Raw genomic sequence first — 18,747 nt, 5'->3', positions numbered from 1 at the left:
CGCCCTTCGTTTTGAACCTGTTCGAGTCCGGGCATCATGGATCCATGCGGATCCTGATCGCCGGCGCCTCCGGCTTCCTCGGCACGCGACTGGCCGGCCGCCTCAGCGCCGCCGGGCACGAGATCACCCGGCTGGTCCGGCGCCCCGCGACCGGCCCGGACGAGAGCACCTGGCAGCCGTCCCAGGGTCAGATCGACCCGGCCGCGGTGGCCGCCGCCGACGTCGTGGTCAACCTGGCCGGCGCCACCATCGGGCGCCGCTGGACCGCCGGCTACCGCAGCACCCTGCGGTCGAGCCGGGTGGACACCACCGGCACGCTGGCCCGCGCGATCAAGCAGCTACCCGCCGCCGACCGGCCGCGCACGATGCTGCAGGTCTCCGGCGTCGGGCGCTACGGCGACACCGGCGACCGGCCGGCCACCGAGGAGGCGCCGGCCGGCACGACGTTCCTGGCCGACCTGTGCCAGGTCTGGGAGGCCGCCGCCCGGCCGGCCGAGGACGCCGGCACCCGGGTCGTCCTGCTCCGCACCGCGCCGCTGCTGGCCCGCGACGGCGGCATGCTCAAGCCGCTGCTCATCCCGTTCCGCCTGGGCGCCGGGGCCAAGCTCGGCGCCGGCCGGCAGTGGATGGCCTGGATGGCGCTGGCCGACTGGCTCGGCGCCGCCGAGTTCCTGATCGACCGGGAGGACATCGCCGGCCCGGTCAACATGGTCGGCCAGGTGCAGTGCACCAACGCCGAGTTCACCCGCGCGCTCGGCCGCGTCCTGCACCGGCCCACGCTGCTGAGCGTGCCCGGCTTCGCGCTCGACCTCGCCCTCGGCGGCCTCGCCGAGGAACTCCAGATCAGTCAGCGGGCGGTCCCCGCCGTACTGGAGAAGTCCGGTTTTCGGTGGTCTTATCCGGATGTCGAATCCGCCCTGCGCGCCGCAGTCGATGTTTGACGCGAGACAAGGGGCGCTGACTTGCTAACCTGCGGCTGATGTCCGTCGCCGCGCCCGCCACCGAAGCCGGAGAGGATCGTCCGGTTCCGCCTGTCGTCGGGACGACGAGCCGACTCCGCCGTTCCCATTTCCTCATGGCCCTGGCCTCGCTCGGCCTCGCCGTCTACCTGACCCACGGGCTCTGGCGGCAGCCGTACACGCACGTCATCGCCGACAACGTGGGCGACCAGGCGTTCTTCGAGTGGGTCCTGGCCTACGGCACGCACCTGCTGCGGCACGGCGGCGACCCGTTCTTCACCACGATGATGAACACGCCGCTCGGGGTGAACCTCGCGGCCAACACCTCGATCACCGTGTACGCGATCCTGTTCGCCCCGCTGACGGTGCTGGCCGGGCCGCAGGTCACCTTCGTGACGGTGCTGACGCTGAACATGGCGGCGGCCGCCTTCGCGTGGTATCTGTTCCTCGGCAAGTTCGTGGCCCGCAACCGGGCGTCGGCGGCGCTGGGCGGCCTGTTCTGCGGCTTCGCCCCCGGCTTCGTCGCGCACGCCAACGGCCACCTGAACTGGTCGTCGGGCTGGATCGCGCCGGTCGTGCTGTGGGCGCTGCTGCGGCTGCGGCAGGAGGGCCGGTGGCTGCGCAACGGCGTCGTGCTGGGCGCGCTGCTCGCGGTCGGCTTCTCGATCGCCGCCGAGGGCCTGTTCTTCGTGGCGCTGGCCGGCGGCGTCTTCCTGATCGCCTGGTCGGTGCCGCGGGCGACCCGGGCCGAGGCGCGGGCGGCGCTGCCCACCGTGCTGGCCGGGCTCGGGGTGACCGCGGTGGTGGCCGGGGTGCTGCTGGCCTACCCGCTCTACATGCACTTCACGGGGCCGCAGACCTTCGGCGGGACGGGCTTCAACCAGCGGCACTACGCGGAAGACATCGCGTCCTACTTCGCCTACTCCGACCGTACGATCGCCGCCTGGGCCGGCCTCACGAACGACCTCGCGCCGAACCCGACCGAGCAGACCTCGTTCTTCGGCCTGCCCCTGATGATCCTGGTCGTCGCCGCGTGGCTGCTGCTCTGGCGCCGGGCCGACGCCGGTCGCCGCTCGACGCTGCGCGCGCTGGCCGTGGTCGGCGGCGTCTTCATGGTGCTCTCGTTCGGGCCCCGGTTGCTGATCTTCGGCACCGAGACCGACATTCCCCTCCCGTACGCGATATTGCAGCGCCTTCCGCTGTTCGACTCCGCGCTCCCGGCCCGTTTCGCGCTGGTCCTGGTCGGGGTCTTCGGCGTGATCCTGGCGATGACCGCCGATCTGCTCCTCGACCGCGAGACGGTCCCGCACCCGGCGCACACGTCGTTCGCGGCCGCCTTCGCCTTCGCCCTGATCCCGCTGTTCCCGCTGCCGCTGCTCACCACCGTGCGGACGCCGGAGCCGAAGTTCATCGCGGACGGCACCTGGCAGCGGTACGTGCCCGCGGGCGGCACGATCACCTCGCTCCCGTTCGCCACCAACGTGGCCGCCGACGGGCAGCGCTGGCAGGCGTACACGATGGCCCGCGGCGGCCCCCAGTTCCGCATCCCCGACGGCTACTTCCTCGGCCCCGACACCGGCGGCAAGAAGGAGAAGGGCCGGATCGGCGCGGTCCCGCGGCGCACGGACTGGCTGTTCCTGCGGGCCTCGCTGTACGGCTACGTCGCCCAGGTCACCAATTGGGACCGGGCCCAGGCCCGGGCCGACTTCCAGTACTGGGGCATCGACGCCGTCTTCCTGACCGACGAGATCACCGGCGCCGACGGCATGCTCTACCGCGCGGCCGTCGAGCTCACCGCGACCGAGCTGCTCGGCCAGCCGGAGCGCGTCGACGACGTGCTGGTGTGGCGCATCCGGCCGGGTGTGGATCCGATCGATCGCTGATATCGGACTAGCCTGGGGGCGTGACATCCTCCACGCTCACCGTGCTCCGCCCCGGTCTGGTCGACTACCGCGAGGCGTGGGCCGAGCAGCGCCGCCTGCACGACGCGGTGGTGGCCGGCGACCAGCCCGACACCATCCTGCTGCTCGAACACCCCAGCGTCTTCACCGCCGGCAAGCGCACCGAGCCGGCCGACCGCCCGTTCGACGGCACCCCCGTCGTCGACGTCGACCGCGGCGGCAAGATCACCTGGCACGGCCCCGGCCAGCTCGTCGGCTACCCGATCCTCAAGCTGCCCGACCCGGTCGACGTGGTCGCCTACGTCCGCCGCACCGAGCAGCTGCTGATCGACTTGTGCGCCGAGCTCGGCGTCGCCACCGACCGGGTCGAGGGGCGCAGCGGCGCCTGGGTGCTCGCCGACGACCGCGGTCCCGACCGCAAGATCGCGGCGATCGGCATCCGGGTCGCACGCGGCGTCACCCAGCACGGCTTCGCGCTCAACTGCGACTGCGACCTGTCGGCGTACGACCGCTTCGTGCCCTGCGGCATCCGCGACGCGGGGGTGACGTCGCTGAGCGCCGAGCTCGGCCGCGACGTGCCGGTCGCCGAGGTCATGCCGATCCTCGAGCGGCACCTGCCGACGCTGTTCTGATCCGATGGCTCTCTACCGCGACCCGCGCGACAAGCGCGTCTTCGTGCCCAAGAAGGGCGGCGGGGTGGTGCTGAACTTCGGCCACCCGGTCGCCTGGGCCATCCTGATCCTCACCACGATCATCCCGCTGGCGATCGTGGCCGCGGTGACGATCGGCGTCCTCACCTGATCGCCCACACCGAGACCGCGTCGCCCGCCAAGCAGGCCAGGTAGATCCCGGCCGCCGTGCACGGACCCGGCGCCAGCATCGGCAGGAAGCCGATCACCCGCCCGCCGGCGAGATCGCTCACCCACGTGCGTTCGCCGTCGAAACGCAGCATGAGCCCGCCGACCACGCCGCCCCGGCCGAGCTCCGCCACCACCCGGCCGGTCGCCGGGTCGAAGCGGACCGTGCCGCCGCCCCCGTCCATGGCGAGACCGTTGCTGATCGTCTGCCAGACCGGGTTCGTCCAACGGACGGCGCCGGTCGCCGGGTCGAGCGCGGTCGCGCCGTGCGAGCCGGTCGCGCAGACCAGCGGGCCGCAGGCGACGATCTCGCTCGGCTCGAGAACCGGCGTGCGCCAGAGCGGGACGAGGTCGCGCAGGCGGTACGCGGCCACGAACGTCTGCGCATGCACGTAGACGGTGCCGCCGGCGATCACCGCGGCGCTCGCCCGGCCGATCCCCTGCTCGTACGGGTCGATGCCGAAGTCACGGCCCGAGGCGAGCACCGAGCCGTCCGCCACCGACCGCAGCGTGGCCCGGCCGTCGTGGTCGAGCGAAAGCAGCGCCGTCCCCGGGTCGCCGATGTCGAACGAGTACGCCTCGCCGCGCGCCTCCCAGATCGTGCGTCCGGTCGCGAGATCGGCCATCCGCACGATCGACCGCATCGGATCCGCGACCGCCACCCGGTCGCCGATGACCCGCGCGATGCCGGACTCGGGCCCCTCCCACCGCACCCGCCCGGTGGCGGCGTCGAGGAAGGTGATCCGCCCGTTCTGGGCCGGCCAGTAGACGAGCGTCGAGCCGGTGGGGTCCAGCGACAGCGCCGGCCGCTCGCCGGCGAGCGCGGCCGACCACCCGGGACCGCCGCCGAGCGGAATCGCCTCGATCACCGTCGCGCCGCCGCCGACCCGCCCGTGGGCGGCGAAGAGCACGCCCGGGGCGCCGCCGCCGGCCCGCCCGTCAGCGGCGAACAGCGCGCCCGGGGCGCCGCCGCCGGCCCGCCCGTGGGCGGCGAACAGCGCGCCCGGGGCGAGCGCGAAGGCCGTCGGCCGGCCGCCGGTGTCGGCGACGTGGGTGATCCGGTCGTGGCCGGCCGGCGCCACGGACCCGCCCAGCATCAGGGCGAGCAGCACGGCCACGATCGGGCGGGCACGATGCACCCCGCCGTGGCCCGGCCGCGGACGCGGGCGCGGCGGCGCCCGATCGAGGTCGATCACTCCACTCGCCATACCGAGACCGTCTCGCCGGTCGCCGGGCAGGCCAGGAACGGCCCCGACACGTCGCACTCGGTCGGGAACACCAGCGGAAGCACGCCGATGATCCGGCCGTCGGCGAGCGAGGCGACCCAGGTGCGGTCCCGCTCGAAACGCAGCAGCAGGCCGCCGACCGGACTGCCCCGGCCCAGCTCCGCGACGACCCGGCCGGTCGCCGGGTCGAGCCGGGCGACCCGGCCGGCCACGGTCACCGCCACCCCGCCGGGCGTGATCGTGCGCCACGGCGCCGCCCAGCGCGTCGCCCCGGTCGCCGGGTCGATCGCCGTGGTGACGTTGCGGCCGAGGGCGCAGACGAGGCCGCCGCACGGCACGAGCCGGTCGGTCGGCGGGATCTCGACCTTCCAGCGCTGCCCGAGGTCTCCCACCCGGTACGCGGTCAGGGCCGTCGGCGACCACCAGTAGAGGGTGTCGCCGAGGACGGCCTCGGAGGAGGACCGGCCGGCGTAGTCGAAGCCCCAGCCCTCCACGTCGAGGCCCAGGTCGCGGCCGGCCGTCAGCACCCGGCCGTCGGCCACCGCCAGGACCGAGCCGGTGCCGGCCGGGTCGACCGTGATCAGCCGGGTCGCGTCCCCGTCCATGGCGAGCAGGTCGGCCCCGCGGCTCCACACGGTTCGCCCGGTGGCGAGGTCGGCCATCCGCAGCTTGCCGGTCAGGTTCTCGTCGTCCCACGTCCACAGCGCCACCCGGGCGCCGGCCAGATGGATCTTGGCGAACTCGGGGGCGGTCCACAGCACCTTGCCCGTCCGCGCGTCGAGGAAGGTGGTGCGGCCCTCCTGCTCGCGCGGCTGCGCCATCAGCGTCCGGCCGTCACCGCCGAGCGTCAGCACCGGCAGCCCGGCCGTCACCGTCGCCGTCCACCGCGGTCCGCCCGGGGTCAGCGGCGCCGATTCGATCCGGGAACCGGCCTGCTCGGCGTGGGCGGTGAGCAACGCGTCGGCGGTGAGCAGGCGCGCCGTGAAGGCCCGGGCCTCGCCGACCCGGGTGAGACCGTCGACCCGCTCCGGCAGCGCCGCCCCGCCCAGGCATGAGGCCAGGACGAGGAGCGCCGCCAGGAACGCGGGCCGGGTCGTGCTCCACCGCGGACGAGGGTGGGACGGCGGCGGCGGTGCGGCATCGAGATCGATCAGCACCGTCACAGTGGATCCCACCCTTCGTCAAGTCGCGGTGAGCTACGGCGTTATCCGGTGCAGGTCGCGCGGGAACGCGGTCACCTCGCGCACGTTCGCGATGCCGAGCAGCCGGGCCACGAACCGCTCCAGGCCGATCGCCCACCCACCGTGCGGCGGCATCCCGTACCGGAAACCGTCAAGATATCCCCGATAGGGCTCGAGCGGCTCGCCCGCCGCGGTCAGCGCCGCCACGTAGTCGTCGTGGCGATGCAGCCGCTGCCCGCCGGTGACGATCTCCAAACCCCGGAAGAGCAGGTCAAATCCGTTCGAGTACGCGTGGTCGGCCGGGTCCGGGTGCGTGTAGAACGGCCGCTTGCGCATCGGATAGCCGGTCACGTAGACGAACTCGGAGTCGTGCTCGCGCCGCGCCCACTCGCCCAGCGCCCGCTCGTACGCGGGGGTCATGTCGCCCTCGTCGGCCGGGGCGCCCGCGATCCGCAGCGCCTCGGCGAACGGCACCGACGGGATCTCGTCGGGCACCTTAGGGGTGGTCACGCCGACGCGCTCGGCGACGGTCGCCATCATCACCGACAGTGTGCGGGTGAGGGCGGCCATCACGTCCCGGTGGTCCCGCACGAAGCCCATCTCGGCGTCGAGCGACGTGTACTGGGCGAGGTGGCGCGCGGTGTCGCTGGGCTCGGCGCGAAACACCGGCCCGACCTCGAAGACCCGCTCGAAGACGCCGACCATCAGCTGCTTGTAGAGCTGGGGCGACTGCGCGAGGTAGGCCGGGCGGCCGAAGTAGTCGATCGGGAAGACGTTCGCGCCGGACTCGGTGGACGACCCGACGATCTTGGGCGTCTGGATCTCGGTGAAGCCCTCGGCGCTCAGCGCCGTACGGAAACCCGCAGTCGCCGCGGCGGACACCCTGAGTGACGCGCGTCGCGCGGGGTGACGCAGCGCAAGGGCCGCGTGGTCCAGCTCGGCGGGCAAACTCGCGGTGAGCGCGGGCCGATGCAGCTCGAACGGCAGCGGTACGTCCACAGCGGACAAGACCCGGATGACCGGTGCGGTGAGCTCGACCCCGCCCGGCGCCTGCTCGTTGTGGGTGACCGTGGCGACGACCTCGATCACGCTTTCCTCGCCGATGGCCTCGAGCTGCTCACGGGTCCCGGGTTCGGTCACGACGACCTGGCTCAGGCCCGCGGCGTCGCGCACGATCAGGAAGGCCACCGACTTCAGCAGCCGGCGGCGGTGGACCCAGCCCGCGATCGTGACGGTCTCGCCCCGGTGTGCGGTCAGCTGGGTGGAGAGGATGCGTTGCATGGCGGTTGCCTCCTCTGGTGTCTGCAACGCGGCCCCAGGGAGGTGTGGGCGAGCGGGATCCTCGCGGTGCCACCACACCTTCGCGCCCGTCGGGAACGGGCGCCTCTTTTCGTGCTCGGCTCAGGAGTGTCTTCACGCCCCGGCGCACGGTCCGCCATCACAGCTACGGCGGCTCTCTCGGCCGGCGGATCGGAGGCGCTACTTGGCTCCTTCATCGCCGTTGGCGGAACGTTAACAGCAGGTCACCGGCAGGGAAACCGAATTACCAGCAGGTGGGGTGACGGCGGTCACACCACGCGCCACGTGAGCCTCGTCGCCCCTGTCTAGGCAGGGCCCTATTCAGGCGTAATCTCGGGGCTGTGACTATTGCTCCCGAGGGCCGCCGCATGCTGCGCATCGAAGCGCGCAACGCCGAAACTCCCATCGAGCGGAAGCCGCCGTGGATCAAGGTCAAGGCCAAGATGGGCCCCGAGTACACGCAGATGCGCGGCCTGGTGCAGAAGGAAGGCCTGCACACGGTCTGCCAGGAGGCGGGCTGCCCGAACATCTACGAGTGCTGGGAAGACCGCGAGGCGACCTTCCTCATCGGCGGTGACCAGTGCACCCGCCGGTGTGACTTCTGCCAGATCGACACGGGCAAGCCGGCCGAGTTCGACGCCGACGAGCCGCGTCGCGTCGGCGAGTCCGTCGCCACCATGGGCCTGCGCTACGCGACCGTCACCGGCGTCGCCCGCGACGACCTGCCCGACGGTGGCGCCTGGCTCTACGCCGAGACGGTCCGCCAGATCCACAAGCTCCAGCCCGGCTGCGGCGTCGAGCTGCTGATCCCCGACTTCAACGCCGAGCCGTCGCAGCTGGCCGAGGTCTTCGGCGCGACGCCCGAGGTGCTGGCGCACAACGTCGAGACCGTCCCGCGCATCTTCAAGCGGATCCGCCCCGGCTTCCGCTACGAGCGCTCGCTCGACGTGATCACCCAGGCCCGCGCGGCCGGCCTGGTCACCAAGAGCAACCTCATCCTCGGCATGGGCGAGGAGCGCAGCGAGATCTCCCAGGCGCTGCGCGACCTGCACGCCGCCGGCTGCGAGCTGGTGACCATCACGCAGTACCTGCGCCCGACCCCGCGCCACCACCCGGTCGAGCGCTGGGTCAAGCCCGAGGAGTTCGTCGAGCTGCGCGAGGAGGCCGAGCAGATCGGCTTCGCGGGCGTGATGAGCGGCCCGCTGGTCCGCTCGTCCTACCGCGCCGGGCGGCTTTACCGTCAGGCCCTCGAAGCCCGCGGCTGACGCACCTCCTCGCGCCCGCAACCGCGCCGCACGGTACCTCGCCGCCACGCCGCACCCGCCGCACGGCTTCGCCCGCCGCACCCGCGCGCCCGCCGCGCGGCAGCGCCCCACCACATGGCACCCACCGGCGAGCGCATCTCCCGCTTTTCGGACCTTTCGGCCAGTGGGCGATGCCGATTTGTCGTGCCTAACCTCGATGAGCCGGGGCAAATCGCCCCGAGGGGAGACGCAGACCCGGGCCGAGCATCTCGGTCACCGTTACACGGCCCGGCGAGTCACTGGTGAGACCGGCCCCGACCGTTCGAAGGTAGGGGTGGTCCGGCCGTGCGCCGTTTCCTGCTGTTCCTGGCCGGCATGGCGTCCGTGATCGCCGTCCTCGAGGCGCCCGCCACGGCTTCCGCGGCCGCCTCACCCACGAGCGCCATCACCGCGACCGGGGCCACCGCCGCCGACGGCTGTGCGTCAGCGGCGAGCGCGACCTACCGGCACACCTTCAACGGCACCGCCGGCACCGTCACGATCGCCGCGGTCAAAACCCTCTGCTCGGGCCAGAAGCAGGCCTTCTCCCTCGTCTCCTACACGAGCGGCGCCCCCGGCTCGAACGCCGGCCAGTTCCTCTACGACACCGCCACCGGCACGATCACCGCGTCCCGGCGCAGCGTGACGCTGAAGGTTGCCGTGCCCGCCTGCTACGCCCAGGTCGACGCCTTCGCGGGGACCGCGGTCCGGACCGAGACCACGAGCATGGCCAACCCCTACGGCAGCGCGACCCTCGGCGCATCCGGCAGCCGCTCGGCCGGCCCGCTCGCCTCCCGCACCGCCGGCGCGACCGCCTGCACCGCCGTCCCCACCGTCACCTACGCGAACGCCTGCGACGGCACCTTCACCGCCACCCTCGCCAACGCCGCCACCGCCAACGCCGAGGCCGTCTTCCTCAGCGGAAGCCGCCGCATCCGCCTCTCCCCCGGACGCTCCACGACGATCAAGGTCGCCCGGGGCGCCACCTTCACGGTCCGGGACAGCTCCTTCACCACCCACGTCGCCCAGTGGCGCGCGCCCTCGACCCCCTGCGTCACGACTCCGGTCGGCGGCGCCGCGCCGGCCGGCCAGGCCGGTACCGGACAGCCGGCCGCCCGCACACCGTCGGGCGCACCCTCGCCGAGCGCGGCGTCCCCCACCGCGACAAACGGCAGCGCCACCGCCGGCCCCACCTACGCCGAAGCCCCGGCCGCCTACCCGACCTTCCCCGACGACACCGACGCCGCGGCCACGGCGATCGCCGACACCGGCATGGGCACCGGCAGCATCATCGCGATCGCGCTGGGCCTCCTGATGATCGGCGCCGGCGCCACGGCCCTGACCTGGCTGGTCCGCCTCAACCGCCGCCTGGCCTGACGCGCCCGAGAGCAACCCGCCCACCGCGCACGAACCAGCCCGCGACGTCCGCCACCCCGCGTGAACCAGCCGGCCACGCCGCAACCCGCGCAGGCCGGCGAGTCCCACAGGGGCGGCCCACCCCGTGGCCGATCCCGCAGGGCCGCCCGCCCCGCGGCCGATCCCGCAGAGCCGGCCCACCCCGTGGCCGAGCCGGCCCCGCGCCGACCCCTACTCGTCGAGCAGCCCCAGCCGATGAGCGACCGCCGCCGCCTCCACGCGGTTGGCCACCTCCAGCTTCGCGATGATGCGCGAGACGTGGACGCTGGCCGTCTTGGGCGAGATGTACAGGCTCTGGGCGATGCGGCTGTTGCTCTTGCCCTCGGCCACCAGCCGCAGCACCTCGCGCTCGCGGGCCGTCAGGATCTCGGTGCCGGCGGCGACCACGGCCGCGGCCCCCGGCGTCCGCAACCCGAGCCGGCGCGCGAGCGTGTCGGCCGCCTCCAGCAGCGGCGCCGCGCCCAGCTCGTCGGCGATCGCGCTGACCTCGGTGAGCGTCTCGGCCGCCGCCGCCCGGTCGGCCGCCTGCGCCTCCGCCAGCCCGAGCAGCGCCGCCGCGATCTCGTAGCGCCGGCCGTCGGCCCGCCACGCCTCGACCGCCGCCCGCCACCGATCCTCGCCACCGTGCAGCACAGCGTCGACCTGGGCCGCGTACGCGATCTCCGCCGGATAGCGCCGGGTGACCGTCGCGGCCACCTCGGCCACCGTGCGCGCCAGGTCTTCGCCGCCCGGCGCCAGCATCGCCGCCCGCGCCGCCACCGCCAGCACCGGCCACGAGTAGCGCGGCCGCTCGAGGACGCAGGGGTGGGTGACCGCCGTCCGCGCCACCTCGGCCGCCGCGATCGGGTCGCCGGCGTCGAGCTCCATCAGGATCCGCAGCTCGAACAGGTAGAGCCGGTTCTCGGCCATCAGGTACGGCTTGCCCAGCCACATCGCCGCCCGCGTGATCAGCGGCTCGGCGCCCTCCTGCCCGCGAGCCAGCCGCAGCCAGGCGCGCAGCCGCAGCCAGGGCAGCGCCAGCCGGCCGGGCGGGTCGTGCCGGGCGGCCTCGGCGAGCCGGGCGTCGGCCTCGTCCCACCGGCCCAGCGCGATCAGCGCCTCGGCGTGGTTGGCCAGCAGGAACACGCCGGTCGTGCGGCTCACCCCGACCCGGTCGGCGTCGGGGATGCCCTCGGCCGCGGCCGCCGCCGACTCCGCGTACCGGCTCAGCTCGTAGAGCGAGTCGGAGATGCTGACCAGCGAGTGCGTCAGGCTGGCCAGGTCACCGGTCGCCCGGGCCCGCTCGGCCGCCGCGGCCATGGTCGGCAGCGCCTCCTCCACGTTCACCCGGCCGGTGCAGACCTCGCCGAAGACCACCTCGGCCGCCACGACGGTGGCCAGGTCGCCCTCGGCGGGGGCGGCCGCCTTGGCCTCGGCCGCGATCCGGGCGGCCTCGTCGCCGTCGAGGTCGGAGTAGAGGTGGGCGAGGTCGGCCAGCAGCCGCACCCGGTCGGGCCCCTGCGGCGCCAGCGTGAGCAGGCGGTACGCCTCCCGGCACTCCGCGGCGCCGTCGCTCTTGCCGGTGTTGCGCAGCAGCTTGACCCGGCGGATCAGCAGGCGCGCGGCCCGCACCGGCTCGGCCTCGGCGTCGAGGTCGCGCAGGGCGGCCCGGGTCAGCGTGAGGGCCCGCATGTGGTCGCCGGCGTCGATCGCGACCATCGCCGCCTCCTCGAGCAGGTCGAGGTGGCCGATCCCGAGCAGGCGCTCGGCGTCGGGGACGTCCTCCCACAGGTTCAGGACGCGATCGAGGAGGCCGGCCTGTTCCCCGTACGCGAAGCTCCGCCCCGCCTCGACTGCCGCCCGCTTCGCCGACACCAGCGCCTTCGCATGATCGCGCGCCGCGTGCCAGTGGTGCGCCACCTCGGCCGGCGCCCGCCCCACCGCGACCAGCGACGGATCGTCCTCGACCGCCTGGGCGTAGCGCGCGTGCAGCCGCGCGTGCTCACCGGGCAGCAGGTCGTCGTGCACGACCTCGCGGACCAGCGCGTGCCGGAACTCGTAACCCCCGTCGGGGTCGAACACCACCAGCTGGGCGGCCACGATCGTGCGCAGCGCCGACTCGAGGGCGGCCTCGTCGATGCCCGCGACCCGCAGCAGCAGCTCGTGGCCGAACTTGGTGCCGCCGACCGCCGCCACCCGCAGCACCTGCTGGGCCGGCTCGGGCAGCTGGTCGACCCGGGAGAGCAACAGGTCACGCAGGTTGGCCGGGATGTCGGTGCAGGCCGGGTCGGCCGCGGCCGCGAACTGCTCGATGAAGAACGGGTTGCCCTGGGACCGCTCGTTCACCGCGTCGACCGTGGCCGCCCGCGGCTCGACGCCGAGGATCTGGGTGAGCATCTCGGCGGTGCCCTCGCGGTCGAGCCGGTCGAGCTCGTGCCGCTGCACGCCGCGTACCCGATCCAGCTCGGCCAGGAAAGGCCGCAGCGGATGTCCCCGATGCAGCTCGTCGGTGCGATAGGTGCCGATCAGCAGCATCTGCGGCACCCGGGCCGAGCGCACCAGGAAGCCGATCAGGTCGCGGGTCGAGCGGTCGGCCCAGTGCAGGTCCTCGAGGATCAGCACGATCGGCCGGCTGCCGCTGACCCGCTCGAGCAGGGCGCCGACCGACTCGAAGAGCAGGCCGCGCCGCGCGTCGCCGGGCTCGGGCGGCGGGCCGAGCTCGGGCAGCAGCCGGGCGAACTCGCGCTCGCGCCCGTCGAGGATCGCGGTGCCCTCGGCCCGCACCAGCTCGCGCAGGGCGGCCGCGAACGGGGCGAACGGCAGGCCCTCCTCGCCGAGCTCGAGGCACTGGCCGGTGAGCACCCGCACCGGCTCGCCGGCCAGCGTGCGGCGGAACTCCTCGACCAGCCTGGTCTTGCCGACCCCGGCCTCGCCGCCCACCAGCAGGGTGGACGGCTCGGCGCTGCGGGCCCGCTTGAGCGCGTCGCGCAACGCGGCCAGGTCGGCCTCGCGGCCGACCAGGACCTCGCTGTGCACGTGCGCTGTCATGAGGTCGAGCATGCCATGGGGGTACGACAAGAATCGCGCCCCTTTTTCGCCGCTCATGCGGCCGCGGTCACCCGCGCGCCGCGCCCCCGGTCACGGCGCGCGCGCCATCGGGCGAAGCGGCGGTGCTGCCCGGTGGTGACGTTGCGGGCGAGCTCGTGGCCGGCGGCCTCGCGGATCATCTCGGCCACCCGCTGGCGGTGCAGTTCAAGGGTCATGGACGGGTCGCTGTGGGGAAACATCTCGTCGCGCCTTTCGACAGGTCCTTCGTTGTCGATGTCGACTCTTCGCGCGAAGGCACCCCGCCCACATGGGGAACCTGCCTCATTCCGCGGCCCGGGCCCTCCTTACCTACCGCGGCCCCCGGTGCCCGGCCCGCGTAAGGCACCGCAGTCCCACTACACTTCCGGGTTATGGCAAAACCCCAGGAGAAGGTGTCGTTCGGCGAGCGCCTGAAGCAGATCGGTCAGGTGTTCTCCTTCACGGCAAAGCAGGACAAGTGGTTCGTTCCGCTGCTGATCGCGGCGGTTCTGATCCCGGTCGCGCTCACCGTGCTCGTCGTGCTCCTGACGGGTGGCTACATCTGGATCCCGGTCGGCATCATGCTCACGCTGCTGGCCGCCGTGATCGTGCTCAACCTGCGCTCGAACGCCGCGATGATGAACGCGGCCGAGGGTCAGCCCGGCGCCGCCGCGTCCCTGATCGAGAACATGCGCGGCGACTGGCGCGTCCGCCCGGCCGCGAGCTCGACCACCCAGTTCGACATGGTGCACGTGGTGATCGGCCGCCCCGGCGTGATCCTGCTCGGCGAGGGCAACGCCCAGCGCGTACGAGGCCTGCTCGGTCAGGAGAAGAAGCGGCTCTCCAAGGTCATCGGCAACGCGCCGATCTACGACTGGATCATCGGGCCCGAGGAGAACCAGCTCAACATCCGCAAGCTGCGCAGCACCCTCATGCGCCTCCCCCGCAACCTCACCGGCAAGGACGTCAACGCGCTCGACAAGCGTCTCGGCGCCCTCATGGCCCGTCCGCAGATGCCCAAGGGCGCGATCCCGAAGAACATGCGGCCGGCCAAGGGCGCGTTCCGCCAGCAGCGTCAGCGCTGACTAAGAGCAAAACGACAAAAGCAGCAGCAGGCGTACGCGGTCCGGACGAGTCCACGCCGCGCACCCGCGGCCGAGCTGCAACACCGGGCCGCAGCGCGCCTTTCGCGTGTGGCGGTGGGTCACCCGCGCGGCTGCGCCGCCACCATCACCGATCGCGCGGCCCGGTCGTGCAGCCCCCGACCGTCCCCATCAGAGATCACGGCCGGGATGATCAGCGCGATCAGTGCTCCCCGCAGCAGCGCCCGCGGGATGCCGATCGCCCCTCCGTCCGTGATGGAGATGCACCGGATGCGGGCCAGCGCCATGCCCAGCGTCTGTCCGAAGAGGCCGACGAAGAACGCGTGCGCCAGCACGAAGACGCCCAGCTGCGGCCACGGGTTCGCGCGCAGGTCGTCGACCAGGAAGCTGGCCACCAGCGTGGCCGCGGCCCAGTCGATCAGCAGCGCCAGCACCCGCCGCCCGAACGACGCCACATCGGTCCGGGGCTCGCTGGTCGTCGACACCATGCCAGCGTAACCGGGCCGGTTTTCCCGACCGGGCGCGCCGGATGTGACGGCCGCGATAGCCTCGCCTGGGTCGCGGCCCGGTCTCCGACGCCGTAACACGACGGAAACAATAGGGATACGCCCGGGCAACTCCGTACCCATAGCGTCGCGACCAGCCTAGCCATGCGGCGCAACCACGCCGCCCCGGTGTCGAATCATGTGCCAGGAGGACGTGTTGTTCGCCAATCCCGAGGAACTCCTGCGATACCTCAAGGACGAGGACGTCAAATTCGTCGACGTACGGTTCTGTGACCTGCCCGGCGTCATGCAGCACTTCAACACGCCGGTCGAGTCGTTCGACGACAGCGTCGTCACCGACGGTCTCGCCTTCGACGGGTCGTCGATCCGCGGGTTCCAGGCCATCCACGAGTCCGACATGATGCTTCTGCCGGACGTGACGACGGCCTTCATCGACCCGTTCCGGCAGCAGAAGACGCTGGCGCTGAACTTCTTCATCCACGACCCGTTCACCCGCGAGGCCTACTCGCGCGACCCGCGGAACGTGGCCAAGAAGGCCGAGACCTACCTGGCCTCCAGCGGCATCGCCGACACCGCCTACTTCGGCGCCGAGGCCGAGTTCTACATCTTCGACTCGATCCGCCACTCCACCGCCGCGAACCAGGCCTTCTACTACATCGACTCGATCGAGGGCGCCTGGAACTCGGGCAAGGAGGAGGAGGGCGGCAACCGCGGCTACAAGACCGCGTACAAGGGCGGCTACTTCCCGGTCGCGCCGCTGGACCACTACAGCGACCTGCGCGACTCGATGGTCCGCCGCCTGCTCGAGGCCGGCTTCACCGTCGAGCGCTCGCACCACGAGGTCGGCACCGCGGGCCAGGCCGAGATCAACTACAAGTTCTCGACCCTGCTGCACGCCGGCGACCAGATGCAGCTGTTCAAGTACATCATCAAGAACACGGCGTGGGAGAACGGCAAGACCGCGACCTTCATGCCGAAGCCGCTCTTCGGCGATAACGGCTCGGGCATGCACACCCACCAGAGCCTGTGGCTGAACGGCGAGCCGCTGTTCTACGACGAGACCGGTTACGCGGGCCTCTCCGACACGGCCCGCTGGTACATCGGCGGCCTGCTGCACCACGCGCCCAGCCTGCTGGCGTTCACCAATCCGACGGTCAACTCGTACCGCCGCCTGGTTCCGGGTTATGAGGCTCCGGTCAACCTGGTCTACTCGCAGCGCAACCGCTCGGCCTGCACCCGCATCCCGGTGACCGGCAGCAACCCGAAGGCCAAGCGCATCGAGTTCCGCGTCCCCGACCCGTCGAGCAACCCGTACCTGGCGTTCTCGGCCCAGATGATGGCCGGCCTCGACGGCATCAAGAACAAGATCGAGCCCCCGGCCCCGATCGACAAGGACCTCTACGACCTGCCGCCGGAGGAGTTCAGCAGCGTCAACCAGGTGCCCGGCTCCCTCGACGCCGTCCTCAACTCCCTGGAGGCCGACCACGAGTACCTCACGGCCGGCGGCGTCTTCACGGAGGACCTGATCTCCACCTGGATCGACTGGAAGCGGACCAACGAGATCGACCCGGTCCGCTTGCGCCCGACCCCGCACGAGTTCGAGATGTACTACAACGTCTGACCCGCTGTAGCTCGCTGACCTGCGGAAACGCTCGCCGGTCTGATCTTGGGCACACCTCGGGCACATCTTGAGAAGCGGCGGTCATGCTCGGCTCCCAGCCGACGTGACCGCCGTTTCGCGTCCCCCGAGCGCCCCGTCGACCAGCGACCGAGTCCGGTCGAGCGCATCGGGCCACTCGTGCACGTACTCGTTGAGCGTCACCGTCGGCGTCGAATGCCCCAGCGCGAGTTGCACCGTTTTGACGCTGGCCCCGGCGTGGATCAGCAGGGTCGCGTAGTAGTGCCGCAGGCCGTGGAAACCCCACCGCATCGGCAGACCGACCTTGGCCCGCACCGGGGTCCACGTGCGCGAGAAGGTCGAGGCGAGCACGGGGCCGCCGTCCGCTCCCCGAAACACGAGCACAGCCGGACGGCGGACCGTCCGACGAGGGTCGGTGTCGTCGTCGACCTCCACCGGATCGCCTGCCGCCTTCAGGTGCTCGCAAAGCGCCGCCGCCACCACGTCCGGCAGCTCGACCGTGCGGACGCTGGTCTTGGTCTTGGGCTGACCGAGGTATACGGGGCGCCCTTCGTGAGACTTGAGTTGCTGGCGGACCGACAGCTCCGCGCGCCGGAAGTCGATGTCCTCCACCTCCAGACCCAGCACCTCGCCCAGCCGCAGCCCGCAGCCGGCGGCCACGTAAACGGCCGCGGACAGCCGGTCGGGCATCAGCTCAGCCAGCCGGTGAACCTGCTCCGGCGTCGGAATCACCCGCTTTCCCCGGTCGACGGCAAGCCCAACTTACGCCTCCAAGACGGATCGACGAAGTCGTTGAACGAGGTCTTTATCGCCGAGGCTAACGCCTATCTGCTGGCCAACTTTCCGGCTGGCGCGACCGAGTGGGGAAGCGATTATTCAATTGACTTGATTGAGCGAGGATTGGCATATAAAATCCAAGTGAAGGGCGAATAGTTCGAAGTAAAGCAGATATCTGCGTCATTTAAGATTACATTGCTTTCGACGCAAGATGTTGTTTTCGGTCCAACCCTCCGATATGGCAGCGATAGCGGCCTAGAAACCCACAGCACTCAGGGCCGAATCAGCTCCGACGATGTGAATGTTTTGATCGCCGTTCACCAGAAAGAAAGCGAAAAAGGGTGTCACGGTAGGGCGAGATGATGCTGAAACCGAAAAGATCGTAACGCTAACGTTCTTCACTAAGCCTGATTCTGATTCTGGCGGCTTCTCCGCTTCGAGTGATACCGAAAGTTGACTCGGGGAACTCCGATGATCCCTGCCATCCCGTCGCCCTCGACCCGCCCAATGCGGGAGCGGGCCGCCGGCGTCCGCCACGTCAAGACGGCCTTTACAGTCGGCACCCAAGGCTGGCGGGCGCCGGCGGCGGTCTGCTCGGCTTGCCCGGGCCGAGGGTGACAGGTCTGCGGCCATCCCGGAGCCGGAGCGCTCCCGCCGGAGGCGCAGTAGCCGCAAGCACTTCCTCGGCCTTTGCCCCGCTACGCCCGGGCGCGGGCAGCTCGGCCGCGTCGCCCAGGCCACGCCGGTCGGCTGCCCGACTCTCGATATATACCTAATCCCAATCCGGCGTGTCGGCGGCCCGTCCTCGTCCGCTTACACGCCAGCCGACCGGCGTTGGCGTGACGGCCCCCGCCCGCCTTGCAGGGGGTGGCCATGACGCCCTGGTCGGCGGTGTGAGCGGCCCGTCTCGGGCCGCCTTGAAGACGTACAGAAACTTTGGACGCGTACATGCGCTGGGCTCCAGTTGATCCGTTACGAATTCGGTCAGATGATCCGTAACAGCTCCGGGCTAGACGATCGCGAGTTGGCACATCGTGGGATGCAACCGTGGCGGGCCGTTGCCATGATGCCGCGCATGACCAAGTGGGATTGCAATGCGATTGACCTGCACCTCGGCTAGGAATCGTGTTCGGCGACCTAATCGCAAGGCCCGGGTCAACCGGGTTGACCCCGCCAGGTACCCGGGCCTCCTGTTCGAACGGCCTGTCTGTCGTCCTAGCTAGGCGAACAAGAACGTCACGATGCCGAGCCCAAGCACGACCGCAGCCGCGAAGACACCGAATCCGTAGAGCACGCAGCGAACCGGAGCAGTGCCGGCAAAGGCGGAGAGGATGCCCCCGGTCTGGCCCACGATCACTGCCACCAGCAAGACGAAGGCCAAAGCCTGAAACCGATTCACTCGATCACCTCATCGCTCACTGCCCCTGTACCGTCACCTTATGTATGCGAGTGGCATCTGACACCCTTTTTGTGGGGTTATGTGCAGAAAGCGAGAATCGGGCCGACGACCGTTACTCTCCGCTCAACGACGGCGACTTTGTGCAATGCGTTTCGA

General features: G+C 71.5%; 16 protein-coding genes. 8 read left to right on the top strand and 8 right to left on the bottom strand.

Features of this window, described 5'->3' with window-relative positions; genetic code table 11:
- Positions 1–44 precede the first annotated feature (44 nt).
- Genes ACQP2F_RS09065 through ACQP2F_RS09050 form a run of 4 tightly spaced genes read left to right on the top strand, consistent with a single transcriptional unit; the run spans position 45 to position 3,661 of the window.
- Positions 45–941, top strand: a complete 897-nt coding sequence (locus tag ACQP2F_RS09065; protein WP_433302433.1) for a TIGR01777 family oxidoreductase — start codon at positions 45–47, stop codon at positions 939–941.
- Positions 942–979: 38 nt separating this feature from the next.
- Positions 980–2,842 carry a DUF2079 domain-containing protein gene (locus ACQP2F_RS09060; RefSeq protein WP_433302431.1) on the top strand — a complete coding sequence of 621 codons (1,863 nt, stop codon included), beginning with the start codon at positions 980–982 and terminating at the stop codon, positions 2,840–2,842.
- 20 nt (positions 2,843–2,862) lie between these two features.
- Positions 2,863–3,492, top strand: a complete 630-nt coding sequence (gene lipB, locus ACQP2F_RS09055) for a lipoyl(octanoyl) transferase LipB (RefSeq protein WP_433302429.1) — start codon at positions 2,863–2,865, stop codon at positions 3,490–3,492.
- A 4-nt stretch (positions 3,493–3,496) separates the two neighbouring features.
- Positions 3,497–3,661: a peptide ABC transporter substrate-binding protein gene (locus ACQP2F_RS09050; protein WP_433302428.1), complete on the top strand. Its 165-nt coding sequence runs from the start codon at positions 3,497–3,499 to the stop codon at positions 3,659–3,661.
- Here the strand turns inward: ACQP2F_RS09050 and ACQP2F_RS09045 are convergent.
- The 3 genes from ACQP2F_RS09045 to aspS are packed head-to-tail and all read right to left on the bottom strand — an operon-like array spanning position 3,654 to position 7,405.
- Positions 3,654–4,925 carry a PQQ-binding-like beta-propeller repeat protein gene (locus ACQP2F_RS09045; protein WP_433302426.1) on the bottom strand — a complete coding sequence of 424 codons (1,272 nt, stop codon included), beginning with the start codon at positions 4,923–4,925 and terminating at the stop codon, positions 3,654–3,656. The genes ACQP2F_RS09050 and ACQP2F_RS09045 overlap by 8 nt on opposite strands.
- Positions 4,910–6,106: a hypothetical protein gene (locus ACQP2F_RS09040; protein WP_433302424.1), complete on the bottom strand. Its 1,197-nt coding sequence runs from the start codon at positions 6,104–6,106 to the stop codon at positions 4,910–4,912. The genes ACQP2F_RS09045 and ACQP2F_RS09040 overlap by 16 nt, the downstream gene beginning before the upstream one ends.
- A gap of 33 nt (positions 6,107–6,139) precedes the next feature.
- Complete coding sequence (gene aspS / locus ACQP2F_RS09035) at positions 6,140–7,405, bottom strand: aspartate--tRNA(Asn) ligase (RefSeq protein WP_433302422.1); 1,266 nt, start codon at positions 7,403–7,405, stop codon at positions 6,140–6,142.
- A gap of 386 nt (positions 7,406–7,791) precedes the next feature.
- Between aspS and lipA the strand changes: the two genes are divergently transcribed.
- Both lipA and ACQP2F_RS09025 read left to right on the top strand, forming a co-directional pair.
- The gene (gene lipA / locus ACQP2F_RS09030) at positions 7,792–8,688 is read left to right on the top strand and encodes a lipoyl synthase (RefSeq protein WP_433307402.1); all 897 of its coding nucleotides are present in this window, start codon (positions 7,792–7,794) and stop codon (positions 8,686–8,688) included.
- Positions 8,689–9,012: 324 nt separating this feature from the next.
- Positions 9,013–10,083, top strand: a complete 1,071-nt coding sequence (locus tag ACQP2F_RS09025; protein WP_433302420.1) for a hypothetical protein — start codon at positions 9,013–9,015, stop codon at positions 10,081–10,083.
- A gap of 210 nt (positions 10,084–10,293) precedes the next feature.
- Here ACQP2F_RS09025 and ACQP2F_RS09020 read toward each other — a convergent pair whose 3' ends face one another.
- Both ACQP2F_RS09020 and ACQP2F_RS09015 read right to left on the bottom strand, forming a co-directional pair.
- Positions 10,294–13,149, bottom strand: a complete 2,856-nt coding sequence (locus ACQP2F_RS09020) for a helix-turn-helix transcriptional regulator (RefSeq protein ID WP_433302418.1) — start codon at positions 13,147–13,149, stop codon at positions 10,294–10,296.
- A gap of 53 nt (positions 13,150–13,202) precedes the next feature.
- Complete coding sequence (locus ACQP2F_RS09015) at positions 13,203–13,364, bottom strand: hypothetical protein (RefSeq protein WP_433302416.1); 162 nt, start codon at positions 13,362–13,364, stop codon at positions 13,203–13,205.
- Between the two features lie 195 nt (positions 13,365–13,559).
- Between ACQP2F_RS09015 and ACQP2F_RS09010 the strand changes: the two genes are divergently transcribed.
- A complete protein-coding gene (locus tag ACQP2F_RS09010) occupies positions 13,560–14,252 on the top strand; it encodes a DUF4191 domain-containing protein (protein WP_433302414.1) in 693 nt (230 codons plus the stop codon).
- 119 nt (positions 14,253–14,371) lie between these two features.
- On the opposite strand, the gene ACQP2F_RS09005 is transcribed toward ACQP2F_RS09010, so the two are convergent.
- Complete coding sequence (locus ACQP2F_RS09005; RefSeq protein WP_433302413.1) at positions 14,372–14,755, bottom strand: RDD family protein; 384 nt, start codon at positions 14,753–14,755, stop codon at positions 14,372–14,374.
- A gap of 217 nt (positions 14,756–14,972) precedes the next feature.
- On the opposite strand from ACQP2F_RS09005, the gene glnA reads away from it, so the two are divergent.
- Positions 14,973–16,397, top strand: a complete 1,425-nt coding sequence (gene glnA, locus ACQP2F_RS09000) for a type I glutamate--ammonia ligase (protein WP_433307400.1) — start codon at positions 14,973–14,975, stop codon at positions 16,395–16,397.
- 81 nt (positions 16,398–16,478) lie between these two features.
- On the opposite strand, the gene ACQP2F_RS08995 is transcribed toward glnA, so the two are convergent.
- Together ACQP2F_RS08995 and ACQP2F_RS08990 are read right to left on the bottom strand one after the other, a co-directional pair.
- On the bottom strand, positions 16,479–17,147 hold the full coding sequence (locus tag ACQP2F_RS08995) for a site-specific integrase (protein ID WP_433302411.1): 669 nt from the start codon (positions 17,145–17,147) through the stop codon (positions 16,479–16,481).
- 1,264 nt (positions 17,148–18,411) lie between these two features.
- Positions 18,412–18,591 carry a hypothetical protein gene (locus ACQP2F_RS08990; RefSeq protein ID WP_433302410.1) on the bottom strand — a complete coding sequence of 60 codons (180 nt, stop codon included), beginning with the start codon at positions 18,589–18,591 and terminating at the stop codon, positions 18,412–18,414.
- Positions 18,592–18,747 lie beyond the last annotated feature (156 nt).

The organism is Actinoplanes sp. CA-030573 (genome assembly GCF_050951115.1).
In the GTDB taxonomy this organism is placed as follows: Bacteria; Actinomycetota; Actinomycetes; order Mycobacteriales; family Micromonosporaceae; genus Actinoplanes.
Note: the sequence above shows the minus strand (reverse complement) of the source record. Positions and strands in the feature narration are given on the sequence as shown.

Coding starts and splice junctions, on each gene's coding strand:
- ACQP2F_RS09050 (WP_433302428.1), top strand. CDS start 3,497: ATGGCTCTCTACCGCGACCCGCGCGACAAGCGCGTCTTCGTGCCCAAG.
- aspS (WP_433302422.1), bottom strand. CDS start 7,405: ATGCAACGCATCCTCTCCACCCAGCTGACCGCACACCGGGGCGAGACC.
- ACQP2F_RS09065 (WP_433302433.1), top strand. CDS start 45: ATGCGGATCCTGATCGCCGGCGCCTCCGGCTTCCTCGGCACGCGACTG.
- ACQP2F_RS09020 (WP_433302418.1), bottom strand. CDS start 13,149: ATGACAGCGCACGTGCACAGCGAGGTCCTGGTCGGCCGCGAGGCCGAC.
- lipA (WP_433307402.1), top strand. CDS start 7,792: ATGCTGCGCATCGAAGCGCGCAACGCCGAAACTCCCATCGAGCGGAAG.
- ACQP2F_RS09045 (WP_433302426.1), bottom strand. CDS start 4,925: ATGGCGAGTGGAGTGATCGACCTCGATCGGGCGCCGCCGCGCCCGCGT.
- ACQP2F_RS09060 (WP_433302431.1), top strand. CDS start 980: ATGTCCGTCGCCGCGCCCGCCACCGAAGCCGGAGAGGATCGTCCGGTT.
- ACQP2F_RS09015 (WP_433302416.1), bottom strand. CDS start 13,364: ATGACCCTTGAACTGCACCGCCAGCGGGTGGCCGAGATGATCCGCGAG.
- ACQP2F_RS09010 (WP_433302414.1), top strand. CDS start 13,560: ATGGCAAAACCCCAGGAGAAGGTGTCGTTCGGCGAGCGCCTGAAGCAG.